This is a genomic window from Streptomyces sp. NPDC014891 (assembly GCF_043081085.1).
GTDB lineage: Bacteria > Actinomycetota > Actinomycetes > Streptomycetales > Streptomycetaceae > Streptomyces.
Genome location: NZ_JBIBWF010000001.1, coordinates 703,304 through 726,719 on the forward strand (window position 1 = coordinate 703,304; position 23,416 = coordinate 726,719).

A 23,416-nucleotide genomic window follows, 5' to 3' on the forward strand; every position below is an offset into this window, starting at 1 on the left:
CGCGTGGGCACGCCCCTCGGGGGACGGATCCGGGGCGTGGGGGAACGGGGCCGGGGGCGCCTTCGGCCCCGACATGACGACGGCGGGGCCGCCGTACGCCGCCCACGCCGCGGACGATTCTACGGGACCGGTCCCGGGGGCCTCCGGGACCGGTCCTCGACGGCGGGCCGTTACCGCGCCATCTCGTACGTCCCCGACAGCGCCTCCACGCGCTGCCAGACCCGGCCCGAGCGGGCCTCGTCGACCACCGGACGGCGGACGGCGCCGAGCGCCCAGGCCTGCTGCGGCTCGGTCGCGGAGTCCTTGCCGTGCAGTTCCACGGCGTGCGCCGAGAAGTCCCGGACGAGCACGGCGAACAGCTCGTCGAGGACGTCCTCGTCGAGGCCGGTCAGGCGCGCCTGCTCCAGGACCAGCTGGCCGTGGACGACGAGCGCGAAGAGCTGGCCGACGGCGAGCAGGAGGTCGAGGTCGCGGCTCTGCTCCTCGTCGGGCGCGGCGGTGCGCACGAACGCGCAGAGCGCGTCGGCCTGCTCGCGGAAGCGGGCGACGTTCGGCACGGTCGCGTACGCGTCGTACGCCGGCCGCCAGTCGTGGAAGCGGACGGAGCCCAGTCCCCGGGCCGGTCCCTGCCGGAAGAGGAACGTGTCGTCGGCCGCGTCCAGCCGGGTCGGCACGGGCGCGTAGTCGGCCGGGGCGAGGAGGTGGTTCCGCATGAACTTCAGGATCAGCGCCAGGTTGACGTGGACCGTGCCCTCCAGCTTGGGGAGGCCGCGGATCTCGACGGCCGCCTGCGCGAAGTAGTTGTCCTTCTCGAAGCCCTTGGCGGCGATGACGTCCCACATCAGGTCGATGACCTTCTCGCCCTCGGTGGTCACCTTCATCTTCGTCATCGGGTTGAAGAGGAGGTAGCGGCGGTCCTCGGGACCGGCGGAGCGGAAGTAGTCGACGGCGCGGTCGCTGAACAGCTTCATGCCGACCAGCCGGACGTACGCGTCGGCCAGCTCGCGCCGCACGTGCGGGAAGGCGGTGACCGGGCGGCCGTAGAGGATGCGGTTCTGGGCGTGGGTGACGGCCTCGTACATCGCGTGCTCGCAGATGCCGATCGAGGCGGTGCACAGGTTGAACTTGCCGACGTTGACGGTGTTGAGCGCGGCGTCGAAGGCGGCCCGGCCGGTGTGCAGGACGTCCTCGGCGGCGACCGGGTAGTCCTCCAGGCGGAACTCGCTGACGAACTTGGAGGAGTCGACGACGTTCTTGACCAGGTGGTAGGCCGGGTGGCGGCTGTCGGCGGCGAAGAAGACGTAGCCGTCGGGGCCCTCGACGTCGGTGCGGCGGCCGAAGACGGAGACCAGTCCGGCGGCGTTGCCGTTGCCGATGTAGTACTTGGAACCGGTGGCGCGGAAGCCGCCGTCGGCCAGGGGCTCTAGGAGCATGTCGGTGGAGTAGATGTCGGCGCCGTGGGTCTTCTCGGAGAGCCCGAAGGCGAACACCTCGCCCTGGGCGAGGAGTTCGGCGGCGCGGGCACGGGCGGCGGCGTTGTCGCTCTGCCAGACCGGGCCGAGGCCGAGGATGGTGACCTGCCAGGCGTACCAGTAGTCGAGGCCGTAGAAGCCGAGGATCTCGTTGAGGGCGGCGATCCGGGCGGTGTCCCAGCGCTTGTCCGTCCCGTCCCCGGCGTCGCCGGCCTCGGCGGAGGGCGTCAGGAAGGTCTCGAAGAGTCCCTCCTTGGCGGAGAAGGCGAGGAAGTCGCCGAGCCAGGCGCGGGTGCGGTAGTCCTCGATCAGCCGGCGCTTGCCGCGGGCCTCGAACCAGTCGACGGTGGCGCGGAGCAGCCGCCGGGTCTCCGGGTCGAAGTGCGCCGGGTCGTAGGTGTGCGGGTTGAAGAGCAGCGAGTCGGCCATGGGCTCCGTCTTTCGGTCCGGTGGGGTGCGTGGTGGTCGTGGCGGTGCGGGGGCGCGCCTCAGCGCGTGGCGGCGAGCCGGTGGAGGGTGGCGAGGACGTCGTCGAGCCAGGCGAGCGTCATGCGCTCGTACGCGATGCCGCCGCGCAGGACGACGTGCTGGAGCTCACGGCCGGCGTCGAGCGGGCCGGTGGCCGCGGGCGCGTCGGGGGCGGGCGGCGCCGGGAAGTCGCGGGCCTCGCCGGCCAGGTAGTGGGCGAGGCGGTCGGTGTGCGCCCGGTGGTGCCGCTCGACCTCCGTGATCAGCGCGGCGGGGTCGTCGAAGGCGGCGCCCCGGATCTTCACCGCGAGGTCGTGCCGGATGCTCTCGGGCTCGATGGGCTCGTGCAGCCAGCTGGACAGGGCGGCCCGCCCGAGGTCGGCGACGGTGTACTCCTTCTTGTCCGGACGGCCCTGCTGCGGCACGTCGCGGACGTCGGTCCAGCCGTCGGTCTCCATCCGCTTGAGGACGCGGTAGATCTGCTGGTGGCTGGCCGTCCAGAAGTATCCGATGGACCGCTCGAAACGGCGGGCCAGCTCGTAGCCGGACCCGGGCTTCTCCAGCAGGGACACGAGAATCGCGTGTTCGATCGCCACACCGGAATCCTTCTATGCAACTCGTTGCATAGGCAAGTCCGGGCGGCCCGGTGAGACGCGGCTCACCGCGCGCGGGCCCGGCCGGCGCGCCGGGGTCCGGGGCCGCTCAGCCCCGCTCGGCGGCCCGGTCGAGTTCCTCGTCGAGTGCCATCGCGGCCGTGATGAGCGCGAGGTGGGTGAACGCCTGCGGGAAGTTCCCGAGCTGTTCGCCGGTGCGGCCGATCTCCTCCGCGAAGAGGCCCACGTGGTTGGCGTAGGTCAGCATCTTGTCCATCGCGAAGCGGGCCTGGTCGAGGCGGCCGGCCCGGGCGAGGGCCTCCACGTAGAGGAAGCTGCAGAGCGAGAAGGTGCCCTCCGCGCCGCGCAGCCCGTCGGGGGACGCCTCCGGGTTGTAGCGGTAGACCAGGCTGTCGGTGACCAGCTCGCGGTCCATGGCGTCGAGCGTGGAGAGCCAGGAGGGCGCCCTCGGCGAGATGAAGCCGACGAGCGGCATGAGCAGCAGGGAGGCGTCGAGCACCTCGCTGTCGTAGTGCTGGACGAAGGCCCGGCGCTCGGGGTTCCAGCCGCGCTCCATGACCTGGACCAGGATCGCGTCGCGCTGAGCGGTCCAGCGGACGAGGTCGGCGGGGCGGGCGTACGCGGTGGCGAGCCGGATGCCGCGGTCGAGGGCCACCCAGCACATCATCCGGCTGTACGTGAAGTCCTTGCGTCCGCCCCGTGTCTCCCAGATGCCCTCGTCGGGCCGGTCCCAGTGGTCGCAGAGCCAGTCGAGGAGCGCGGCGAACCCCTTCCACCCCTCGTAGCCGGCGAGCTCGGCCAGGTCGGACGAATGGGTCATGGCGTAGGCGAACTCGCCGTAGATGTCGAGCTGGAGCTGGTCGGCGGCGCCGTTCCCGGCGCGGACGGGGAAGGAGTCGCGGTAGCCGGACAGATGCTCCAGGACCTCCTCGGAGAGGTGGGGGTCCCCGTCGACCCGGTACATGATCTGCAGCGGCTCCCCGCCGGGCGGTCTCGGAGCGCGCCCGCGCCCGCCGAGCCAGCGGCGGAACGCGTCGGCCTCCTCGACGAACCCGAGGTCGAGGAGGACCCGCACCGAGAAGGAGGCGTCGCGGATCCAGGTGTAGCGGTAGTCCCAGTTCCGCTCGCCGCCGACCTGCTCCGGCAGTCCCATGGTGGGGGCGGCGATCGGCGCGCCGGACGGGGCGTAGATGAGCAGTTTGAGGGTGATGGCCGAGCGGTTGACCATGCTCTGCCAGCGTCCCCGGTAGCGGCAGCGGCGCATCCATCCGTGCCAGAAGAGCCGGGTCTCCTCCAGGGCGGCCTCCAGGGCCTCCTCGGTGATCGGCTCGGGGGCCGCACCTTCCGGTGCGCAGGTCTCCAGGACGATTCCGGCGGTCTCGCCGTGCCGGAGGGTGACGGTGCCGCGGACGTCCCGTCCGTCGGCCTCCAGCGGGATGCTGCTGCGCAGGTGCACGTCGAGGCCGGGGCCGTGGAAGGCGGCGGCGGCGCCGTCGAGCGTGAGGGTGTGCGGCGCGCGGCCGTAGTCGAAGCGCGGGCGGCAGGCGACGTCGAAGGTGAGGGTGCCCCGGACCACCCGCAGCGCCCGCACGAGCCGGTGCCGGTCGGTGGGCACCTCGGGCCGGGGGCCGACGGGCATGAAGTCGACGACCTCGCCGACGCCCTCCGGGGTGAGGAACCGGGTGATGAGGACGGCGGTGTCGGGCAGGTAGAGCTGGCGGACGGTGACGTCGTCGTGCGCGGGCGCGATGCTGAAGTGGCCGCCGCGCTCCTGGTCGAGCAGCGAGGCGAAGATGCTCGGCGAGTCGAAGCGGGGGGCGCAGAACCAGTCGACGGCGCCGTCGGCGGAGACCAGGGCGGCGGTCTGCAGGTCGCCGATCAGTCCGTGGTCGGCGATCGGAGGGTACCCGGGCACGAGCCACCTCGATTCTCCCGCGGCTCCGGGCCTCCGGTGCCACTGCTCGGATCCACCCAACCCGGCGTGCGGCGGACCGGCAACGCGGAGGGACCGACCGGGCGAACCGCGCCTCGCCGGGGCGTCGGTGTACGCGGCTCCGCGGCGACGGGCCAGGGCGCGAACCGGCCATTCGGTCGCCCGGACGGAGGGCACGATTCCGGCATTGAGGGGGCGGTCGCGTCCCGAGCGCCGGCGCGGGGGCGTCTCTTCGGCGCGCGGCGGGAGGTCTGCCCGCGCGCCTGGCCCTCGGGTGCCGCGGGGCCCGGCTCTGTGCGGTTGCTACGCCCCCGGGCGGCCGTCGGCGCCCTCGCCCGCCCGGCCGCGGCGACGGTGGGCCCCGGGGTGCGGAACCGGCGCGGGGCCGGGGGCTGAACTGGGGCGTCGGCATACGCCCTGTCGCTCACCGGAGGTGTCCTCCCGCCTTCGACCGCCGTCGGAACAGGGCCCCTGAAGGGGTGTCGGCAAGTTTCCGTAAGCACTTGCCCACCGCCCCGCGCCCCCTGCCACCGGGGCGTCCCCTCCGTCGCGACGACCCCCTCGCGGCGCTCGGGCACCAGGAACGCGCGTAGATCGGCCGAAAGGAATCCTTGTCGCCGGGCCGCCCGGATTCGAGGATTCCCCTGTCGAGATGACAGGTCCATGGCGAGCTGACTCCCTCGTCCGGGGCCCGCCCGCTCGGCGCCGACGGGACCGCCCACCCAGCGGTTCCCCCCACTCCCCCACCGGAGGATCCAGTGAACCTCAAGCGTCTGTCCCCCCTCGGCGGCGCGGCCAAGGGCGTACGGCTGATCGCCGTGGCCTCGGCCCTGCTCGCCGCCTCGGCGCTTGCAGTCCCCGCCTCGAACGCCGCCACCGCGGTGGAGGGCCGGGCCACCGCCGCCCAACTCGCGGTCGCGGACCAGGCCGTACGCGGAGCCGATGTGCCCGGCACCGCGTGGTACACCGACCAGGCGACCGGGAAGATCGTCCTCACCGCCGACTCCACCGTCTCCGCCGCCGAGATCGCCAAGATCAAGAAGGCGGCGGGCGACCGCGCCGGCAGCCTGGACATCAAGCGGACGCCCGGCACGTTCAACAAGCTCATCGCGGGCGGCCAGGCCATCTACGCGGGCGGCGGACGCTGCTCGCTCGGCTTCAACGTCCGCAGCGGATCCACCTACTACGCCCTCACCGCCGGCCACTGCACCAACATCGGCAGCACCTGGTACACCAACTCGGGCAACACCACCGTGCTCGGCACCCGGGCCGGCTCCAGCTTCCCGACCAACGACTACGGCATCATCCGGCACTCCAACGCCTCGGCGGCGGACGGCCGGGTCTACCTCTACAACGGCAGCTACCGCGACATCACCGGGGCGGGCAACCCCTCCGTCGGCCAGTCGGTGCAGCGCAGCGGCAGCACCACCGGTCTGCGCAGCGGTACGGTCACCGGCCTCAACGCGACCGTCAACTACGGCGGCGGCGACGTCGTCTACGGTCTGATCCAGACCAACGTCTGCGCCGAGCCCGGCGACAGCGGCGGCGCGCTCTTCTCCGGCACCACCGCGCTGGGCCTCACCTCGGGCGGCAGCGGCAACTGCAGCAGCGGCGGCACCACCTTCTTCCAGCCGGTGACCGAGGCGCTGAGCGCGTACGGCGTGAGCGTCTTCTAGCCCACCCGTCTCGACCGGCGCACCGAGGCCGGCGGTCCCCCACGGACCGCCGGCCTCTCGGCGTCAGCGGTCCAGGTCCCGGTGGGCGGTCTCCGGCAGCCGGAGGTACACCGCCGAGGAGACCAGGCACAGGGCGGCCACGTACCAGGGGAACGCCCCCGGGACGTCCCACTCCTTGAAGAGCGTGCCGACGTACGGCGCCGTGCCGCCGAAGAGCGCCACCGTCAGGGAGTACGGGAAGCCGATCCCGGCCGCCCGCACCCGGGCGGGGAACATCTCCGCGTTGACGGCGGCGGAGATCGAGGTGAAGCCGGTCAGCAGCACCATGCCCGCGCACTGGACGAGGAGCAGCGAGAGGAACGACCCGTCCAGCGAGCGCAGCAGCGGGACGGCGAGGGCGGCGAACCCGATGCCGAAGAAGAGCAGCGAGGGCTTGCGGCCGAACCGGTCGGAGAGCAGTCCGCCGACCGGTTGCAGCAGGGCGAAGAACGCCAGCGAGAGCGTCCCCGCCAGCAGCGCGTCCGCCTTGTCGATACCGGTGTTGAGCTCTGCGTACGTGGGGAGGTAGGAGGTCCACGTGTAGTACGCGAGCGTGCCGCCGGCCGTGATGCCCCCGATCAGCAGGGAGGCCCGGGGGTGGTGGCGCAGGGCGTCGAAGAGCCCCGGCCGCGGGGCCTCGCGCTGCGCGGCGCTCCGGGTCTCCTCCGCGCCCCGGCGGATCCAGAACCCGGCGAGGCTGAAGACCGCGCCGAGCAGGAACGGGATGCGCCAGCCCCAGCCGTACATCCGGTCCTCGCCGAGCAGGCCGACCAGCAGGGCGGCGATGCCGGAGGCGGCGAGCTGGCCGGCGGACGTGGAGACGTACTGGAAGGACGAGAACAGCCCGCGCCGGCCCGGACCCGCCGACTCGACGAGGAAGGTGGTCGAGGCGGCGAACTCCCCGCCCACCGACAGGCCCTGGAGCAGGCGGGCGATCACCAGCACGACGGGGGCGAGGACCCCGGCCGCCGCGTACGTCGGGGTGAGGCCGACCAGCAGGCTGCTGCCGCCCATGAGCAGGATCGTCGCCGTGAGGGCGGCCCGCCGTCCGCGCCGGTCGGCGAGCGCGCCCATGAGGAGTCCGCCGACGGGGCGCATGAAGAAGCCGACGGCGAAGACGGCGAAGGTCGACAGGAGGGGGACGAGGGAGTTCCCCGCGCTCCGGGGGAAGACCTGGTGCGCGAGGTAGGCGGCGAGGAAGGTGTAGGCGTACCAGTCGTACCACTCCACGGCGTTGCCGACGGAGGCCGCGAGGAGCTGGCGTAACGGACGCCGGGCGGCGGGTGGTCGCGGCGGCGACCCCGCGGTCCCGGGGCCGGCGGCCTCGGCCGGGTACGGCGCGGGCGCGTCGGAGGCGGGGCGGGTGGACGCGTCGGGCGCGGGAGGCGTGTCGGTCATGATCACGCCCTGCCCGCGGTCCCCCCGGCGTACGCCTCAGTCGACCGGCCAGGTGTGGGCCGGCGCGTTCAGGTGCATGAACTCGATGTACTGCTGCGTCATCCGCCGCAGCGCCTCGTGTCGGTCCGCGTGGTGGATGTCGTGGAGGTGATGGAACATCTCGGACTGCCACACCGCTCCGTTGCGGCCGCTGACGCACCGCTGCTCGATGACGCCCAGCAGCGGCTCGCGCCGGGACGCCTCCAGGCCCATCCGTTCGAGTCCGCGGTCCGCGAGGGGCAGCAGCCGCCGCAGGACCAGCTCCGTCACCGGCACCTCGCCCATCCCCGGCCAGTACACCTGCGCGTCGATGCCGTGGCGGGCGGCGGTGTGCAGGTTGTCCTCGGCGGTGGCGAAGGACATCCGCGACCAGACCGGCCGGTCCTCGTCGACCAGGGCGCGGACCAGACCGTAGTAGAACGCGCCGTTCGCCAGCGTGTCGGCGACGGTGGGCCCGGCGGGCAGCACCCGGTTCTCCACGCGGAGGTGCGGGACGTCGTCGACCACGTCGTAGACGGGACGGTTCCAGCGGTAGACGGTGCCGTTGTGGAGGGTGAGCTCGGACAGCGCCGGCGCCCCGCCCCGGTCGAGGACCTCCTCCGGGTCCTCCTCGTCGCAGAGGGGCAGCAGCGCCGGGAAGTAGCGCGCGTTCTCCTCGAAGAGGTCGAACACGGAGGTGATCCACCGCTCGCCGAACCACACCCGCGGCCGCACGCCCTGCACCTTGAGCTCGTCGGGACGGGTGTCGGTGGCCTGCTCGAAGAGGGGGATGCGCGTCTCCCGCCACAACTCCTTGGAGAACAGGAACGGCGAGTTCGCCGCGAGCGCCACCTGCACGCCCGCCACGGCCTGCGCGGCGTTCCAGTAGGCGGCGAACTCGTCCGGGGCCACCTGGAGGTGGAACTGGGTGCTGGTGCAGGCCGCCTCCGGCGTGATCGTCTCCGCGCGGGTACGCAGCCGCTCCACCCCGTCCACGGAGATCAGCAGGTCCTCGCCGCGGGCGGCGAAGATCTGCTCGTTCAGCAGGTGGTAGCGGGGGTTCTCGGAGAGCGAGGAGGGACCCGCGTCGTCCCGCTCCAGTGTCGGCAGGATGCCGATCATGACCAGGTGCGCGCCGATGCCCGCCGCCTGCTGCTCGGCGTGGTTGAGCGCGTCGCGGATCTCCTGCTCCCAGGAGTCGGGGCCGCCGCCCGCGCTCAGCCGCCGCGGTTCGAGGTTGATCTCCAGGTTGAACCGGCCCAGCTCCGTCGACCAGGCCGGATCGGCGATCGCGTCGAGCACGTCGGTGCTGCGCATGGCCGGTTCACCGGTGGCGTCCACCACGTTCAGCTCGATCTCCAGGCCGACCTGCGGCCGTTCGAAGTCGAACCGCGACTCGCGCAGCATCCGCGCGAACACGTCGAGGCACGCGTGCACCTTGTTACGGAACCGGCGACGGTCCTCCCGGGTGAACTCCTGCGCCGGGACGTCACGTCCCATCGGGCCCTCCCGAGTCTCGTCGGCACGGACCCCCGGCTACCAGCGTCCCACTCCCGGCGCCCGCCAACCACCGAAGCGGCCCGGGGGCCCTTCCCGCGGGGCCCGCGGCGGGCGGTCCGGGCGAAGCCCTCGGTGGGTGTCGGTGCCCGGGCGTAGGCTTCGTCACGCCGCGGGCGAGGCGGGACGGCACGACAGAACGGGGGCGGGGGCGCATGACGCCTGGAACAGCTGGAACGACGGCGGGGACGGCCGGATCCGACGGGACGGACGGGACCGCGGGCACGAGCGGGGCGGACGGGACCGCGGGCACGAGCGGGGCGGCCGGGACCGCGGGCACGAGCGGGGCGGCCGGGACCGCGGGCACGAGCGGGGCGGCCGGGACGGCCGGGACCGCGCCGGCGTGGGGATCGGAGCTCGACTCGGTCGTCGTGTACGCGCAGGGGGCGCTCTGCCGCCGCCTGGCGCGGGGCGTCCTGCCCCCGGACGGCCGGGTGCGGGTCACGGGACTGCCGCGCTCGCTCGACCCCGGCTCGCTGCGCGCCCGGGTCCTGGGCGACTCCGGGGTACGGGTCACCGAGGCCCGGCTGCGGATCGAGGCCGAGCCGCTCACCGCCGGCCCCGGCGCCTCCCAGAGCCTGCGGCAGGAGGTGGAGCGGCTCACCGACGCGCACGCGGCGGCCAGGGGACGGCGGGACCGTCAGCGGGCCCTGATCGCCGAGGTCGCCGCGGTGCGCCCGGTGCCGCCGCCCCGCAAGCGGGACGACCCGCACCGCCGCACCCCGGTCGACGCCTGGCTGGAGCTCGCCGACTTCGTCGACGAGCGGCTCACCGGCCTGCACGACCGGCTCGCGGAGCTGGAGGAGGAGCTGGTCCGGGCCGAGCACGCCCGGTCGGTGGCCGCGGACCGGCTGGCCCGTGCCTCCGGCGCCACCCCTTCGCCCCACGTGGAGACCACCGTGTCCGCCCTCCTCACCCTGGTGGCGGGGACGGGCGGAGCAGCCCCGGCGGACGGCGAGGAGGCCGCGTCGGGGCCGGACGCACCCGAGGTGCGGCTGGAAGTGGAGTACGGGGTGCCGGGTGCCGTGTGGGTGCCCGCCTACCGGCTCACGCACCGTCAGGGCGACGGCACGGGGCGGCTGGTGCTGCGTGCCTCGGTCGCACAGCGCACCGGCGAGGACTGGAGCGGTGTCCGCATCGCCCTGGCCACGGCCGACCTGCGCCGCCGCACCGACCTGCCCAAGCTCCGCTCGATCCGCATCGGGCGCCGCCAGGAGGCCCCCGCCCCGTCCGGCTGGCGCGAGCCCCCGGCGGGGCTCGCCGACCTCTTCACCGGCTACGCGGCGGCGGGACCGCGCCCCGCCGCGCGGCGCGCCCCCCTGGACGGCCCCGCGGTGCCCGCCGCCGCCGGAGGAGGGACCGTCCCCGATCCGGTCCCGATGCCCCCGGCGGTCTCCGCCGGGCCGCCGGTGCCCCCTCCGGCCCCGCAGCCCTACGGAGCACCGCCGCCGCCCGGGGGGTACGGCTCCGCTCCCGAGGCCTTCGCACGCGCGGCCGCTCCCATGCGGCCGGGTGGCCGGCCGCGGGGCGGTCAGTCGTTCGCGGGCGCTCCGGCCCCCGCCGCCATGGCCCCCTCGGCTCCCGCGCCCCCGGGGGGCGTCCCGGCACCGCCGCCGCCCCCGCCGGGACCGCCGCGCCCGAGCGGGGACGAGCTCGACTACGCCGCCCTGGTCCTGTCCGGCCCCGACGAGCCGGCCGCGCGCAGGGGCCGGCTGTTCCCCGGCCCGTCCTTCGACGCCGTGGGCGCGGAGCACCGCCGCCGGGCCGACGCCGTGGCCTCGCTGCCGCTGCCCGGCCACGCCGTGCGGCCGCGGGAGTCCGCGGGCTCCTTCGACCACCGCTTCGACGCCGCGGCCCGCGCCGACGTGCCGTCGGACGGGACCTGGCACACCGTCACCGTCGGGGAGATCCCCGTCGGGCTGCGCACCGAGTACCTGTGCGTCCCGTCGGTGGAGCAGACCGTGTACGCGACCCTGGTCCTGTCGAACGCCACGGACCAGGCGCTGCTCGCGGGACCGGTGGAGGTCTCCGTCGACGACGACTTCCTGCTGACCACCGCGCTGCCCACGCTCGCCCCCGGCGGCGTCCGCAGGGTGGGTCTCGGACCGGCCGAGGGCATCCGGGTCACCCGGCGCACCCATCTGAACGAGTCGACCGCGGGTCTGCGGAACAACGTCACGGTGCTCGACCACCGCGTCCACGTCGAGCTGGTCAACGGGCTCGCGCGGCCCGCCCCGGTCGAGATCCGCGAGCGCGTGCCGGTCACCTCCGACGCCGACGTGCGCATCGAGGAGCGGGCCGACTGGACGACGCCCGCGGACGGGGACGCCGAGCGGCACGCCCCGGGCACCCGCGTCTGGCGGGTGGAGCTGCCCGCCGGCGGCACCACCGCCCTCGACGGCGGGTACGAGATCCGCATCCCGGCCGGCAAAGCCCTGGTCGGCGGAAACCGCAGGAGCTGAGGCACCCCATGTCCACCGACTCGAAGACGATCGCCGGAGGCGGCACGGCCGCTCCCGGCGCCCACGGGCCCGTGCCCGTGATCCCCGCTCCCGTCACCGCCGTCACCTGCCTGGAGGACCGCGCCCAGATCGAGCGGGCCGTCGAGCTCGACCTGGCGGGCGGGGTCCAGCGCCTGCGGCTCGGACCGGTCACCGCGCTGGCCGTCGACCGCACCCTGCACGCCGGCCAGACCGCCGGCCGCCCCGCCACCGTGCTCGACGTCCGGATCGTCCGTTCCTGGGAGCCGCGCGCGCCGCGGCCCGGCGACGACGACTCCGCCCTGCGCCACCGCGTCCACGCACTCGAAGAGGAACGGGCCGCCCTGGAGCGGCGGCGCGAGCGGCTCCGGACCCGGCTCGACGTCCTCGGCGGACTCGCCGCCGACCTGCTGCGGGACATCGGCGAGGGCGCCGGTTCCGGCGAGGCCGAAGGGGCCCGCTGGAGCCGCGCGCTGGACCGGGTGGACGCCGAGCGCGACACCTGCGGCGAGCGGCTGCGCGCGGCCGACGCCCGGGCGGCCGCCCTCGGGGCCGAACTCGACGAGGTCCTGCGGGCCGTGGACGACGCCGAGGAGGAGCCCGCCGAGCTGGTGGCCCACGTCGAGCTGACCGTGGAGGCGACGGCGGCCGGGCCGGTCGGGCTGGTGCTGAGCCACCTCGTGCCGTGCGCCCTGTGGCGGCCGGCCTACCGGGCGGTGCTCGACGGGCCGGAGGCGACCCTGGAGACGGACGCCATGGTCTGGCAGCGTACGGGGGAGGACTGGAGCGGGGTCGGGCTGACGCTGTCGACCGCCCGGTCGTCCACGGCCACCGAGCCGCCCTCGCTGGACGAGGACCGGCTGACGCTCAAGGACCGCACGGCGGCCGAGCGCCGTACGGTCGACGTCGAACTGCGCGAGGAGGACGTCAGCGACCTGGGCCCCGTCCCGGTCCTCGGCCTGCCCGGCGTGGACGACGGCGGGGAGACGCGGGTGCTGCACTCCCCCGCGCCGGTCTCGGTGCCCTCGGACGGCCGCGCTCACCGGGTGCCGCTCTCCGTCTTCGGCACGGCCGCCAGAAGCGAGTACGCCTGCTCCCCCGAGGTGTCCCCGCTGGTCACCCAGGTGGTGCGGTTCGACAACCGGTCCGGGCACGTGCTGCTCGCCGGACCCGTCGACCTGGTCCGCGGCGGCGGGTTCGGCGGCCGGGGCACGGTCGGGTTCACCACCCCCGGCGCCCCCGTCGAGATCGCCTTCGGCAGCCGCGACGACCACCGGGTGGTGCGGGAGACGGAGGAGACCCGGGACACCACCGGGATCACCCAGCGGACGGTGGTCACCCGCACGGTCCGGCTGCACGTGTCCCGGTTCTCGGCCCCCGGGGAGTCGGACGACCGGGTGGTCGTGCTCCGGGAGCGGATCCCGGTCTCGGAGGTCTCGGCGGTGGAGGTGCGGCTCCGCAAGGAGGCCTGCTCCCCGGCGCCCGACACGGTCGACGCCGAGGGCATCGCCCGCTGGGACGTCACCCTGCCGCCCGGCGGGCGGCGCACCGTCACGCTGGTGTACGAGCTGTCGGCGAGCTCCCGGGTCGCGGGGCTCTGAGGGAGGTGCGGCGGGGGTGCGGGGCGAGGTCGCCCCGCACCCCCGCGGCCTTCCCCGGAGACCGCTCATAGGATTTCCCTTTTCTCGTACGCATTCCGGGGCGGGGGAGATTCCCGGCCCCGGAATCTCCGCCCGGCCGCCTTTTCGCATTCCGCCCGCCGGTTACGCGGCGGCGCCCTGCGTGTTCTCTTAGCGGTGCGGTCCGCGGTGCGCGACCATACGGACGCCGAGTCGCCGTGCCCGACACCGGACAAGCGACGTCACGCGCACGCGGCCGGCCGACGGAAACATCGCGACAGGAAGAAGGACGTACGTGTCCGAGAGCGAGAACCCGGTAATCCCCTCCCCGGCCCCCAAGGAGACGCGCCCCAGGACGAACCGGGACTGGTGGCCGAACCAGCTGGACCTCTCGGTCCTCCACCAGCACTCGCCCCAGGCCAGTCCGATGGACGAGGACTTCGACTACGCGGCGGAGTTCGCGACCCTTGACGTCGACGCCCTGAAGCGTGACGTCTTCGAGGTGATGACGACCTCGCAGGACTGGTGGCCGGCCGACTACGGCCACTACGGCCCGCTCTTCATCCGGATGAGCTGGCACGCCGCGGGGACGTACCGCATCGAGGACGGCCGGGGCGGCGGCGGCTCCGGCGCACAGCGTTTCGCCCCGCTCAACAGCTGGCCCGACAACGCCAGCCTCGACAAGGCGCGCCGACTTCTGTGGCCGGTGAAGCAGAAGTACGGCCGGAAGGTCTCCTGGGCCGATCTCCTGGTCTTCGCCGGGAACTGCGCGATGGAGTCCATGGGATTCAAGACGTTCGGATTCGGATTCGGCCGGGAGGACATCTGGGAGCCCGAGGAGGTCTTCTGGGGCCCCGAGGACACCTGGCTCGGAGACGAGCGCTACAGCGGGGACCGGGAACTCACCGGTCCTTTCGGAGCCGTCCAGATGGGCCTGATCTACGTCAATCCCGAGGGCCCCAACGGAAATCCGGACCCGATCGCCGCGGCCCGCGACATCCGCGAGACGTTCGGCCGGATGGCGATGGACGACGAGGAGACGGCCGCGCTGATCATCGGCGGCCACACCTTCGGGAAGTGCCACGGGGCGGTCGACCCCTCGTGCGTCGGACCGGAGCCCGAGGCCGCCCCCGTCGAGCAGCAGGCCCTCGGCTGGCGCAACACCTGCGGCAGCGGCAAGGGCGCCGACGCGCTCACCAGCGGCCTGGAGGGGGCGTGGACGACCGCGCCCACCCGCTGGGACAACGGCTACCTGGACAACCTCTTCCGTTACGACTGGGAGCTGACGACGAGTCCGGCCGGGGCCCGGCAGTGGACCCCCACGGACCCCGCGGCGCAGGGCACGGTGCCGGACGCCCACGATCCGTCGAAGCGGCACGCTCCGATGATGCTCACCACGGACCTCTCGCTGAAGCTCGATCCCGTCTACGCGCCGATCGCGAAGCGCTTCCACGAGAACCCGGACCAGCTCGCGGACGCCTTCGCCCGCGCCTGGTACAAGCTGCTGCACCGTGACATGGGGCCCGTCTCCCGGTACCTCGGCCCGTGGATCCCGGAGCCGCAGCTCTGGCAGGACCCGGTCCCGGCGGTCGACCACCCGCTGGTGTCCGACGCGGACGTCGCCGCCCTGAAGACCCGGATCCTCGACTCGGGGCTCTCCGTCTCCGCACTGGCCGCCACCGCGTGGGCGGCGGCGGCCGTCTTCCGCGGCACGGACAAGCGCGGCGGGGCCAACGGCGCGCGGATCCGGCTCGCGCCGCAGAAGGACTGGGAGTCCAACGCCGTCCCGGAGGTGACCGGGACGGTGGCCGCCCTCGACCGGATCCGCGGGGAGTTCGACGGCTCCCGCTCCGACGGGGTGCGGATCTCGCTCGCCGACCTGATCGTGCTGGGCGGCTGCGCGGCCGTCGAGCGGGCCGCGAAGGACGCCGGCCACGACATCACGGTCCCCTTCTCGCCGGGGCGCACCGACGCCTCGCAGGAGCAGACGGACGTGGAGTCGTTCGCCGTGCTCGAACCGCGGGCCGACGGTTTCCGCAACTACCTCCGGCCGGGCGAGAAGCTGTCGCCGGAGACCCTGCTCCTCGACCGGGCGAACCTGCTGACGCTGACCGCGCCGGAGATGACGGTCCTCGTCGGCGGCATGCGGGCGCTGGACACCGGCTTCCGCACGTCCCGGCACGGGGTGCTGACCGACCGTCCCGGGGTCCTCACCAACGACTTCTTCGTGAACCTGCTCGACATGGGCACGGAGTGGAAGCCGTCGGCGGCCACCGAGAACGTCTACGAGGGTCAGGACCGGACCACCGGCGAGGTCCGCTGGACGGCCACCGCCGCCGACCTCGTGTTCGGCTCGAACTCGCAGCTCCGCGCACTGTCGGAGGTCTACGGGTCGCGGGACGGGGGCGAGAAGTTCGTCCGCGACTTCGTGGCGGCCTGGGACAAGGTCATGGAGCTGGACCGGTTCGACCTCTCCTGAGCCGCGCCCCGGGGCGCCCCGCCCGCCGGACGGCGGGTGGGGGCGCCCCGGGCGCTCTCACTCCTCCAGGAGTCGGCGGGCCTCCGAGAGGAGCCGGAGGAGTTCGGTGCGCGCCGGGTCCTCGGGGGCGGCGGGCGCCGCCCCGCGCGGCGCGTGGGTGGTGAGGACGTGCAGGGCGACGGCGGCCTGCCGGGCGAAGAGGCTCAGCAGGTCCAGCTCGGACAGGCTGGACCGGGCCTGCTGCGAGGGGTCGAGGACCTCCAGTACGCCGAGGACCCGGTCCCCGTGCACGAGCGGCGCGGCCATCAGCGCGTTCGGGACGAAGCCGGTGGAGCGGGCGACGTCCCGGTCGAAGGACGTGCTGTCGTGGAGGTCGTCCACGACCATCGGCTCGCCCGAGGCGGCGACCCAGCCGGCGATCCCCCGGCCCGCCGGGAAGCGCCGACCCACCAGGAACTCCTGCCCCTGCCCGGAGACGGCCTCGAAGACGAGCTCGTCCGCCTCCGCCTCCAGGAGCAGGATGGAACTCGCCTCGGCGCCGAAGATGGCGCGCGCGGTGTCCACGACCGACTGCAGAAGCTCCGCCATGGCCGGATCGGGCCGGGGCGCGGGTGACACGGCGGGGGCGATCGTCTGGGCCATGGGGATTCCCTTCCGGCGCCGGTCGTTACCGGCTGTCGTGGACACGGACGTTGGCGGCGGACAGGTACAGGGCGTTCTTCAGCTGGAACGGGGTCAGCCGCGGCCGGACGGACAGGATCCGCGCGCAGAGCCCGGCGACGAACGGGGTGGCGAAGCTGTTGCCGGAGGTGCGGATCGACGTGCCGCCGAGCCACGCCACCTGCACCCGCTGGCCCGGAGCGAAGAACTCCACCGGCGGCTCGGGGTTGTAGAGGTGGAGGTCGGGATCGTCCTCCTGGTGGCTGCCCACGGAGATCACCGAGGAGAAGCGCCAGGGGAAGCTCTCGACATGGGTGTTGTGCGCGGAGGCGACGATCACGGTCTGCTGGAAGTACGCCTCGTCGGCCAGCCTGCGCAGCTCCTCCACGAAGCGGTCGCGGCTGGTGGAGAGGGAGAGGTTGACGACGTCGAAGCGCTGGCGGACGGCCCACCGGATCCCTTCGAGGAGGATGTCGCCGCTGCCGGAGAAGCGCTCGCCGAGCACCCGGACGCTGGACAGCTCGCAGTCCGGCGCGGTGCGGCGGATGATGCCGGCGCAGGCCGTGCCGTGGCCGCAGGCGTCGCCCTCGTCGGTCTCCTCGACGCGCACGCCGTCGTCGTCCTTGACGACGCGCCAGGACCGGTCGACGGGGCCGACCATGGGGTGGTCCCGCTCGACCCCGGAGTCGACCACGCAGACGCGCACGCCGCGCCCGGTCCCGCCGAGCAGGCCGCCCTCGGGCGGCTCCGGTGGGTGGTCGGCCTCCACGGGCACGTCGGCGGGTCCGCGTCCGCGCAGGCCCCAGGTGAGTCCGGGGGCGGGGGCCGCGGCACGGGCCGCGTGCTGACCGGTGGTCATCGTGGTGCGTCCTTTCCGGTTCCGGCGGGCGCCGGGCCGACGGGCTCGGTCCGGGGCGCTCGGCCCTGGCAGCGCAGGGCGACCTCCTCGGCCCGGCGCGCGGCGGGGAGGTGCCCCTTGGCGGCGAAGCTCCGCCGGGCCCGCGCCGCCGCCTCGCCCGCGTCCCCCGTCCGTCCCAGGGCGAGGGACGTCCGGGCCGCGTCCAGGGCGGCGAGGCCCTGGACGATGGGCGAGTCGGTGAGGGCGGCGGTGGCGAGGGCCCGGTCGGCCAGCCGGGCGGCGGCCGCGGCCTCGCCCCGTTCGGCGGCGATCCGGGCGCGCAGGCCGTCGAGGTCGGCCGACTCGGCGCGCGGCCGGGATGTCTCGGCCGGACCGCCCGCCTGCTCCAGGGCGGCGAGGGTGCCGTGGGCGGTACGCCACTCCCCCAGGTCGAGGCGGATCCGGGTGGCGTCGAGGAGCGCGCTGCGCAGCAGTCCGGTGGCGCCGAGGGCGCGCGCGGCGGTGGCGGCCCTTTCCAGGCTGTTCAGGGCCTCCTCGCGACGTCCGGCGAGCTCGTCGACGGTCGCGGTGAAGAGCGGCAGGAAGGCGTCGGTCTCGGCGTACCCGAGGCGCTGGGCGAGCCGCTCGGCCTCGGCGAGGCAGGCGAGCGCGCCGTCGCGGTCGTCGTGGAGGGCGAGGACGACGGCCAGCGGGCAGTTGAGGGTGAGCCGCACGGCCCGGCGGCCGGCGCCCTGCTCGGCCAGCAGGGCGCGGCAGCGGTTCACGGCGTCCGCGACGGGCAGGGGCCCGCGCCAGAGGGAGACCCCCATCGCTCCGAGGGTCGCGGCCCGCTCCGGTTCGGCGTCGGCGCGTACGGCGTGGCCGAGGGCCCGGTCGAGGAGCCGCTCGGCGTCGCGGTGGCGGCCCTGCTCCTGGGCGTGCTGGGCGAGTCGCAGGCAGGCCCGGGCCTGGCCGAACTCGTCGCCGGCCGCGGCGAAGACGGGCAGCGTGGCGGCGGCGGCGCCGGCCGGGGTCTCGGCGGGTGTCTCCTCGGGTGTCTCCGCGGGGTCGACACACGTCTCGGCCGGGTCGCCGGGCGTCTCGGTGGGGCCGGCCGGGTCGTGCGCGGCGGTCGCGGGCGCCGCCCGCCGCTCGGTGTCCGTTCCCCGGGCGTCCGTGGGGTCGCCGGGCGGCGGGCCGACGGACGCCAGGCTCAGTCGGGCGTGGGCGGCCTCCACGGCCTCCGCGGCCTCGACGGCCTCCGCCGTGTCCGTCTCGGCCGTCGGGGACTCCGCCAGGACCTCTTCGAGCAGCGTCCGGCCCTCCGGGACGCGCCCGAGGTCGAGCAGGGTCTGACCGAGCCGCCGTCGGGTCCTGGTGCGGCCGGGCTCCCCTTCCGTGTAGCGGGCGGCGGCCCGGCCCAGCAGGTCGGCGGCCCAGACGGGGTCCGCGTGGGCGAGGGCCAGGCGGCCGCCCTCGGCGAGGGCGTCGGCGGCGCGGCGGCGCAGTCCGTCGGTGTGCGGGTCCTGGGCGCCCAGCTCGACGCGGTAGCGGTACGCCTGTTCCAGATGGGCGCCGACCGCCGCGCTGCCGCGCCGCCGGACCGTGTCGAGGCGGGCCGCGCGCTCGTGCCGGTCGGCCCGGTCCTGCTTGGACTGGGTGGTGTGGACGACCTCCTGGACGAGCCCTCCGGCGAAGCGGAACGCCCCGCCGTCGGGCCTGATGAGGCGGTGCCGGACCAGCCGGTGCAGGGTGGTGCGGAGCTGGGACGCCGTCCACGTCTCCGCGGGGGGCGCGGCGAGCGCGAGGAGTTCGTCGGAGGTGAAGTCGCCGTCGAGGACGGACGCCAGGCCGAGGGCCTGCTGCTCGGGTGGCGCGAGGGCGTCGATCCGGGCCCCGATCAGGGCCTGGAGCGGCAGCGGGACGCGGTCCGCGTCGACGGGACCGCCGGCGACCAGCAGTTGCTCCAGGTGCAGCGGGTTCCCCCCGACCCGCGCCAGGACCTGGGGGGCGAGGGGCGCGCTGCCGGCCGTGCGGCCGGTCAGCCCGGCCGCCAGGAGCTGGGCCTCGTCGTCGGAGAGGCCGCCCAGCAGGACGGCCCCCTCGGCGAGGGCCGGCCGGGTGTCGAACAGCTGGGGGCGGGTGAGCAGGACGAGGAGGACGGGCGCGTCGGCGAGGGCGCGCAGGAGCCGGTCGAGGGCGTCGAAGAGCGGCGGGGCGGCCCACTGGCAGTCGTCGACGACCAGCACGACGGGCTGCGTCCCGGACAGTTCGGCGAGCACCCTGGCGAGGGCGGCGCAGGTGTCCGCGGGGGACGGGTTGGGGGTCCCGTCGAGGAGGAGGCCTTGGTGCAGGAGGTCGAGTTCGGGCGAGGGCGGGACCGTGCCGGTGTTCTTGAGCAGCCCGGCCACGGCGTCGGCGAGGGGTCCGAGGCTGGGCTGGGCGCCCCGGGACCGGCAGCGGCCGACCCCGTGGCGGGGGACGGCGGCGGGGAGAGGCGTGGGCTCGGAGGCCCGGTGCAGCCACTCCCGTACCAGCCGGGTCTTGCCCTGGCCCGCCTCTCCGACCACGACGAGCCGGTCGGCGCTCCGTCTGTTCTCCACCCGGCCCAGCACCTGGGCCATCAGGGCCAGCTCGCGCTCGCGTCCGACGAAGTCGACGTCGAAGCGGCGCAGGGCCTCGGGGCCGTCCTCGTCGTCCAGGGCGAGGAGGCGGTGCGCGGCCACCCGGTCGCTCTTGCCCTTGAGGAGCAGGGGGCCCGTCGGCACGGTGCGGATGCCGGGTCCGACGGCCGCGAGGGTGTCGGGGCCGAGGAGGATCTCCCCGGCCGCCGCGTTCTGCTCCAGGCGGGCGGCGACGTTCACCACCTCGCCGGAGACCATGGCCTGCCGCTGGGTGGCCGAACCCGTCACGGCCTGACCGGTGTTGATGCCGATGCGCATGTCGAGCCGTACGCCCACGGCCTCCTCCAGGCGCGCGTTGAACCAGGTGAGGGCCTCCCGCATGGCCAGGGCCGCGGAGGCCGCCCTGCGCGCGTCGTCCTCGCGGACCGTCGGCACGCCGAAGACGGCCATCACCGCGTCCCCGATGAACTTCTCGACGGTGCCGCCCTGTTCCTCGATCCGCAGCCGCATCAGGTCGAACCAGCGGAGCGAGACCGATCTCAGGGTCTCCGCGTCGAGGGCCCCCGAGAGCGCGGTGGAGCCGACCAGGTCGCAGAAGAGGACCGTCACGACCTTGCGGCCGGTGGGCCGGGCCGTGACCGGCCCGGGAGCGCACGGGCTGCCGCAGGACGGGCAGAACCGGGCTCCGGGCGGCAGTGCGCTCCGGCACGAGGCGCAGGTCATGGGTTCCTCCGGTCGGCGGTTCGGCGGGTTCGGCGGTTCGGCGGTTCGGCGGTTCGGCGGGGCGCCGCCCGGGCGGCGGGCGGCACCCCGGCGCCGGTGTCAGAACAGGGCGCCGCCCGCCACGTCCGCGTGGGCCTGGACCTCGGGGGCCGCGGCGTCGAGGCGGCCCCGGATGTCGACGAGCAGGGCGAGTTCCTCCGGGGTCAGTGCCCTGATCACGTCCTGCTGCTCGTCGCTCAGGGCGTGCACGTCGAAGCCCGCGGCGGCCAGCGCCTCCAGGGTGGGCTCCGTGCCGTGCGGGGTGGCGTCGTGGCTCATCGGTGGCCTCCGGGGTCCTCGGCGAGGGAAAGGAACAGACGGGTGAGCAGGTTCGCGGTGTGCAGGGCGCTGACGGCGACGGCTGTCTGCCGGGCCGGGGCGGGCGCGAGCGCGTCGAGGACCCCGTACAGGTCGTCCAGGTGCCCGCCGTCGAGTGCGGCGTGCTCCCTGAGGGTGCGGAACGCGCGGCCCGGCAGCCCGGTGGCCCCGGCGAGGTGGTCGGCGAGCCGGGGGCCGGGGGCGTTGCCCTCCAGGACGGCGATGTAGCCGAGGAGCGCGACGGGGTGCTCGTGCTCGATCCGGTAGTACTGCGCCCCGGCGAGTTCCACGGCGACGGGGTGCGGGACGGCGGCCGGTCCCGCGCCGGCGGCGGCCAGGTCGTCGAGCAGCCAGAGGTCGTGGTCGCGCTCCTCCTCGGCGTGGCGGAGGAAGTACGCGGCGAGGAGCCGCGCGGCCGGGTCGTCGGGCCGCTCGGCGCACCGATCGGCGGCCCGCAGCAGGAGGGGCACCGAGGCGCGTACGAGCGGATGCATGGCGGCCAGGTAGCGCACGTACCGCGGGCGCAGGCCGTCGGGTCGCCACAGGGCCGCGGTGGCGGCCCGGAGGACGGGCGCGGTGGGGGCGAGCTTGGTCCGCAGGGCGAGGGAGGCCCGGACCGGGGCGGTGCCCCCGGTCCGCGCGGTGCCGGTCGCCGGGGTGGCGGCTCCCGCGTCGGGTGCGGCGGTGGCGTCGGGCGTGGCCGTGTCGGGGGTGGCGGTGGTCGCGGTGGCGAGGGCGTTCATCGGGGGCTTCTCTCCTCTGCGGTGGGCGGCGCTTCGGTGAGCGGTGCGGGATCCGCGGGCGCGGACTCCGCTCCGGACGAGGGGTCGACCAGGTGCGCGTAGCGCGCGCAGCCCATGCGCCGGAGGAGTGCGGCGGGGCCCGCCGCACGCTGTTCCTGCGTGGTGAGCCGGTCGAGGAGTTCGCCGACCCGGCCGCCGGCGTCGCGGGCGGCGCCGGCGAGGACGGCGGGCCGGTCGGCGAGGGCGTGGCAACTGCGGCAGTAGCCGTCCGGGGCCGGCGCGGTCTCGTAGCGGGCGTGCAGCCGCCGCGGGCCGACCGCGCGCAGCATCCGCAGCACCGGGGAGCCGAGGGAGCGTTCGCGGACGGTCGGCCAGTCGTCGTCGGCGATGTGTCCGAGGCGCAGGTGCGGGGGGACGGGGCGCCGGTCGACGGTCCACTGGTTGCAGCAGGCGGCGACCGTCCCGTCGAAGGCGACGACCGGCCAGGCGGCGAGGGTGCAGGGGGCCGCCAGGCCGTCGTCGGGGCCGCGCGGTGTCGGCCGGACGAGGCCGGCGGCGCGGCCGAGCGGCCGCACCTCGTTGACCAGCAGGGGCATCCGGGAGCCGAAGGCGCGGCGCACGTCGGCGACGACCTCCGCGAGGTACGGGTCCCCGCCGTCTGCTCCGGTGGCGCCGCCGGTCAGGTGGATGCTGGCTGGGACCCCGGCGTCGAGGACGGCGCGGAGGGCCCGCAGGACGTCCGCGCGCGGGACCTCGCGCTCGTGGTGGACGTCCAGACTCGCCGAGAAGTGGTCGAGGGTGGTGATCGTCCGCATGATCCGTTCGGGGACGCGGCCCCCGCGGGCGAAGAACATGCCGCTGAGCAGTGCCACCCGGGAGCCCTTGGCGCGGGCGAGGCCGGCCGCGCGGGCGGCCAGTTCGGGCAGCAGCAGCGGCTCCCCGCCGGTCAGCATGACGACCTCGGGCCGGTCGTCGGTGCCGAACGAGGCCAGGAAGTCGAGGAGTTGTCCGCGGTCCGGTTCCTCGGAGGCCGTCATCGAGGAGTTCGTGGAGCAATGGGCGCAGCTGAGGGGGCAGCGGCGGGTCAGCGCGACCATGAGACCCCCGCAGGGTACCGGCCGCAGGCCGATGAGCTCCGCCAGTTCCATGTCCGCCTCCTCTGCCGTGGGGTCGCCCCGGGCCCGGTGCACGGGCGCGTGCCCCGGGCCCGCCGTCGGCCGGTGTGCGGTCCGTGACCGCCGCACCCGTGGCGCGCGCGGAGCATGCCCGGATCGTGGCCCGGGGCGGCAGGCTTCCGGTTCACGAACGCCTGGCGATCGGTTAAGTCCCTGGCCGGGAGGGGGCTGACGGGCCGCGGGCGTCCCGGTGCGGCGGCCTGACGGGGGCCTCGGCGCCCGCCGCGGGGGCGTGCCGGGGCCGCGTCGTCGGCGTATACCGGCGTCCAACCGCCGACCAGGCGTTCCCATACCCGTCGTTCGTACGTTTTTCCCAGCCGGCGCAGCGACGCCGCCAAACGAGGAGGACGAACATGCCCGAGAACACGAACCCGAAGCCGGTCGAGGACGAGGACATCGAGGTCGTGGCGCACGGGGAGGCCGAGGAGGACGAGGCCGGCTGCATCATCAACAACTCCAGCGACATCTCCTGACGCGACGCGTCTCGCCCTGAGTACCTCGCGGGCCACCCGGTTCTCGGCGGATCACGCCAGGAACCGGGGG

At 75.0% G+C, this 23,416-nt stretch carries 15 protein-coding genes; 4 read left to right on the top strand and 11 right to left on the bottom strand.

From position 1 onward, the window contains the following. Positions 1 to 170: 170 nt before the first annotated feature. The 3 genes from ACF09E_RS02910 to ACF09E_RS02920 all read right to left on the bottom strand — a co-directional run bounded on the left by ACF09E_RS02910 (position 171) and on the right by ACF09E_RS02920 (position 4,469). Positions 171 to 1,901 (bottom strand): acyl-CoA dehydrogenase family protein, encoded by a 1,731-nt coding sequence (locus tag ACF09E_RS02910; RefSeq protein ID WP_392203540.1) that lies wholly within the window; start codon positions 1,899 to 1,901, stop codon positions 171 to 173. 59 nt (positions 1,902 to 1,960) lie between these two features. Then, positions 1,961 to 2,536 carry a PadR family transcriptional regulator gene (locus ACF09E_RS02915; protein WP_392203541.1) on the bottom strand — a complete coding sequence of 192 codons (576 nt, stop codon included), beginning with the start codon at positions 2,534 to 2,536 and terminating at the stop codon, positions 1,961 to 1,963. Between the two features lie 106 nt (positions 2,537 to 2,642). Continuing rightward, on the bottom strand, positions 2,643 to 4,469 hold the full coding sequence (locus ACF09E_RS02920; RefSeq protein WP_392203542.1) for a glycoside hydrolase family 15 protein: 1,827 nt from the start codon (positions 4,467 to 4,469) through the stop codon (positions 2,643 to 2,645). A 776-nt stretch (positions 4,470 to 5,245) separates the two neighbouring features. Between ACF09E_RS02920 and ACF09E_RS02925 the strand changes: the two genes are divergently transcribed. Then, positions 5,246 to 6,163, top strand: coding sequence for a S1 family peptidase (locus ACF09E_RS02925; protein WP_392203543.1), 918 nt, complete (start codon positions 5,246 to 5,248; stop codon positions 6,161 to 6,163). A 63-nt stretch (positions 6,164 to 6,226) separates the two neighbouring features. Here the strand turns inward: ACF09E_RS02925 and ACF09E_RS02930 are convergent, their stop codons facing one another. Continuing rightward, positions 6,227 to 7,600: an MFS transporter gene (locus tag ACF09E_RS02930; protein ID WP_392203544.1), complete on the bottom strand. Its 1,374-nt coding sequence runs from the start codon at positions 7,598 to 7,600 to the stop codon at positions 6,227 to 6,229. Between the two features lie 36 nt (positions 7,601 to 7,636). Beyond that, positions 7,637 to 9,118: a glutamate--cysteine ligase gene (locus ACF09E_RS02935; protein ID WP_392203545.1), complete on the bottom strand. Its 1,482-nt coding sequence runs from the start codon at positions 9,116 to 9,118 to the stop codon at positions 7,637 to 7,639. A gap of 212 nt (positions 9,119 to 9,330) precedes the next feature. Here ACF09E_RS02935 and ACF09E_RS02940 point away from each other — a divergent pair, with 212 nt between their 5' ends. The 3 genes from ACF09E_RS02940 (at position 9,331) to katG (ending at position 15,753) form a co-directional block, all read left to right on the top strand. Then, a complete protein-coding gene (locus ACF09E_RS02940) occupies positions 9,331 to 11,637 on the top strand; it encodes a DUF4139 domain-containing protein (protein WP_392203546.1) in 2,307 nt (768 codons plus the stop codon). An 8-nt stretch (positions 11,638 to 11,645) separates the two neighbouring features. Then, a complete protein-coding gene (locus ACF09E_RS02945) occupies positions 11,646 to 13,256 on the top strand; it encodes a DUF4139 domain-containing protein (RefSeq protein WP_392203547.1) in 1,611 nt (536 codons plus the stop codon). A 337-nt stretch (positions 13,257 to 13,593) separates the two neighbouring features. Further along, positions 13,594 to 15,753: a catalase/peroxidase HPI gene (gene katG / locus ACF09E_RS02950; RefSeq protein WP_392203857.1), complete on the top strand. Its 2,160-nt coding sequence runs from the start codon at positions 13,594 to 13,596 to the stop codon at positions 15,751 to 15,753. A 57-nt stretch (positions 15,754 to 15,810) separates the two neighbouring features. Here katG and ACF09E_RS02955 read toward each other — a convergent pair whose 3' ends face one another. The 6 genes from ACF09E_RS02955 to ACF09E_RS02980 all read right to left on the bottom strand — a co-directional run bounded on the left by ACF09E_RS02955 (position 15,811) and on the right by ACF09E_RS02980 (position 22,846). Continuing rightward, positions 15,811 to 16,395, bottom strand: a complete 585-nt coding sequence (locus ACF09E_RS02955) for a GAF domain-containing protein (protein WP_392203548.1) — start codon at positions 16,393 to 16,395, stop codon at positions 15,811 to 15,813. 25 nt (positions 16,396 to 16,420) lie between these two features. Beyond that, positions 16,421 to 17,272: a S8 family serine peptidase gene (locus ACF09E_RS02960; protein WP_392203549.1), complete on the bottom strand. Its 852-nt coding sequence runs from the start codon at positions 17,270 to 17,272 to the stop codon at positions 16,421 to 16,423. Further along, positions 17,269 to 20,598, bottom strand: a complete 3,330-nt coding sequence (locus tag ACF09E_RS02965; RefSeq protein WP_392203550.1) for an adenylate/guanylate cyclase domain-containing protein — start codon at positions 20,596 to 20,598, stop codon at positions 17,269 to 17,271. Before ACF09E_RS02965 ends, ACF09E_RS02960 begins: the two co-directional genes overlap by 4 nt. A gap of 99 nt (positions 20,599 to 20,697) precedes the next feature. Further along, positions 20,698 to 20,916 (bottom strand): aroma-sacti cluster domain-containing protein, encoded by a 219-nt coding sequence (locus ACF09E_RS02970; RefSeq protein WP_361863109.1) that lies wholly within the window; start codon positions 20,914 to 20,916, stop codon positions 20,698 to 20,700. Continuing rightward, complete coding sequence (locus ACF09E_RS02975) at positions 20,913 to 21,698, bottom strand: iron-containing redox enzyme family protein (protein WP_392203551.1); 786 nt, start codon at positions 21,696 to 21,698, stop codon at positions 20,913 to 20,915. Before ACF09E_RS02975 ends, ACF09E_RS02970 begins: the two co-directional genes overlap by 4 nt. Further along, positions 21,695 to 22,846 (bottom strand): radical SAM protein, encoded by a 1,152-nt coding sequence (locus ACF09E_RS02980; protein ID WP_392203552.1) that lies wholly within the window; start codon positions 22,844 to 22,846, stop codon positions 21,695 to 21,697. The genes ACF09E_RS02975 and ACF09E_RS02980 overlap by 4 nt, the downstream gene beginning before the upstream one ends. Positions 22,847 to 23,416 lie beyond the last annotated feature (570 nt).

Bases quoted from the DNA above. Each gene is read 5' to 3' on its own strand.
- ACF09E_RS02910 (WP_392203540.1), bottom strand. From the start codon at position 1,901: ATGGCCGACTCGCTGCTCTTCAACCCGCACACCTACGACCCGGCGCAC.
- ACF09E_RS02930 (WP_392203544.1), bottom strand. From the start codon at position 7,600: ATGACCGACACGCCTCCCGCGCCCGACGCGTCCACCCGCCCCGCCTCC.
- ACF09E_RS02935 (WP_392203545.1), bottom strand. From the start codon at position 9,118: ATGGGACGTGACGTCCCGGCGCAGGAGTTCACCCGGGAGGACCGTCGC.
- ACF09E_RS02940 (WP_392203546.1), top strand. From the start codon at position 9,331: ATGACGCCTGGAACAGCTGGAACGACGGCGGGGACGGCCGGATCCGAC.
- ACF09E_RS02945 (WP_392203547.1), top strand. From the start codon at position 11,646: ATGTCCACCGACTCGAAGACGATCGCCGGAGGCGGCACGGCCGCTCCC.
- ACF09E_RS02955 (WP_392203548.1), bottom strand. From the start codon at position 16,395: ATGGCCCAGACGATCGCCCCCGCCGTGTCACCCGCGCCCCGGCCCGAT.
- ACF09E_RS02960 (WP_392203549.1), bottom strand. From the start codon at position 17,272: ATGACCACCGGTCAGCACGCGGCCCGTGCCGCGGCCCCCGCCCCCGGA.
- ACF09E_RS02965 (WP_392203550.1), bottom strand. From the start codon at position 20,598: ATGACCTGCGCCTCGTGCCGGAGCGCACTGCCGCCCGGAGCCCGGTTC.
- ACF09E_RS02970 (WP_361863109.1), bottom strand. From the start codon at position 20,916: ATGAGCCACGACGCCACCCCGCACGGCACGGAGCCCACCCTGGAGGCG.
- ACF09E_RS02975 (WP_392203551.1), bottom strand. From the start codon at position 21,698: ATGAACGCCCTCGCCACCGCGACCACCGCCACCCCCGACACGGCCACG.
- ACF09E_RS02980 (WP_392203552.1), bottom strand. From the start codon at position 22,846: ATGGAACTGGCGGAGCTCATCGGCCTGCGGCCGGTACCCTGCGGGGGT.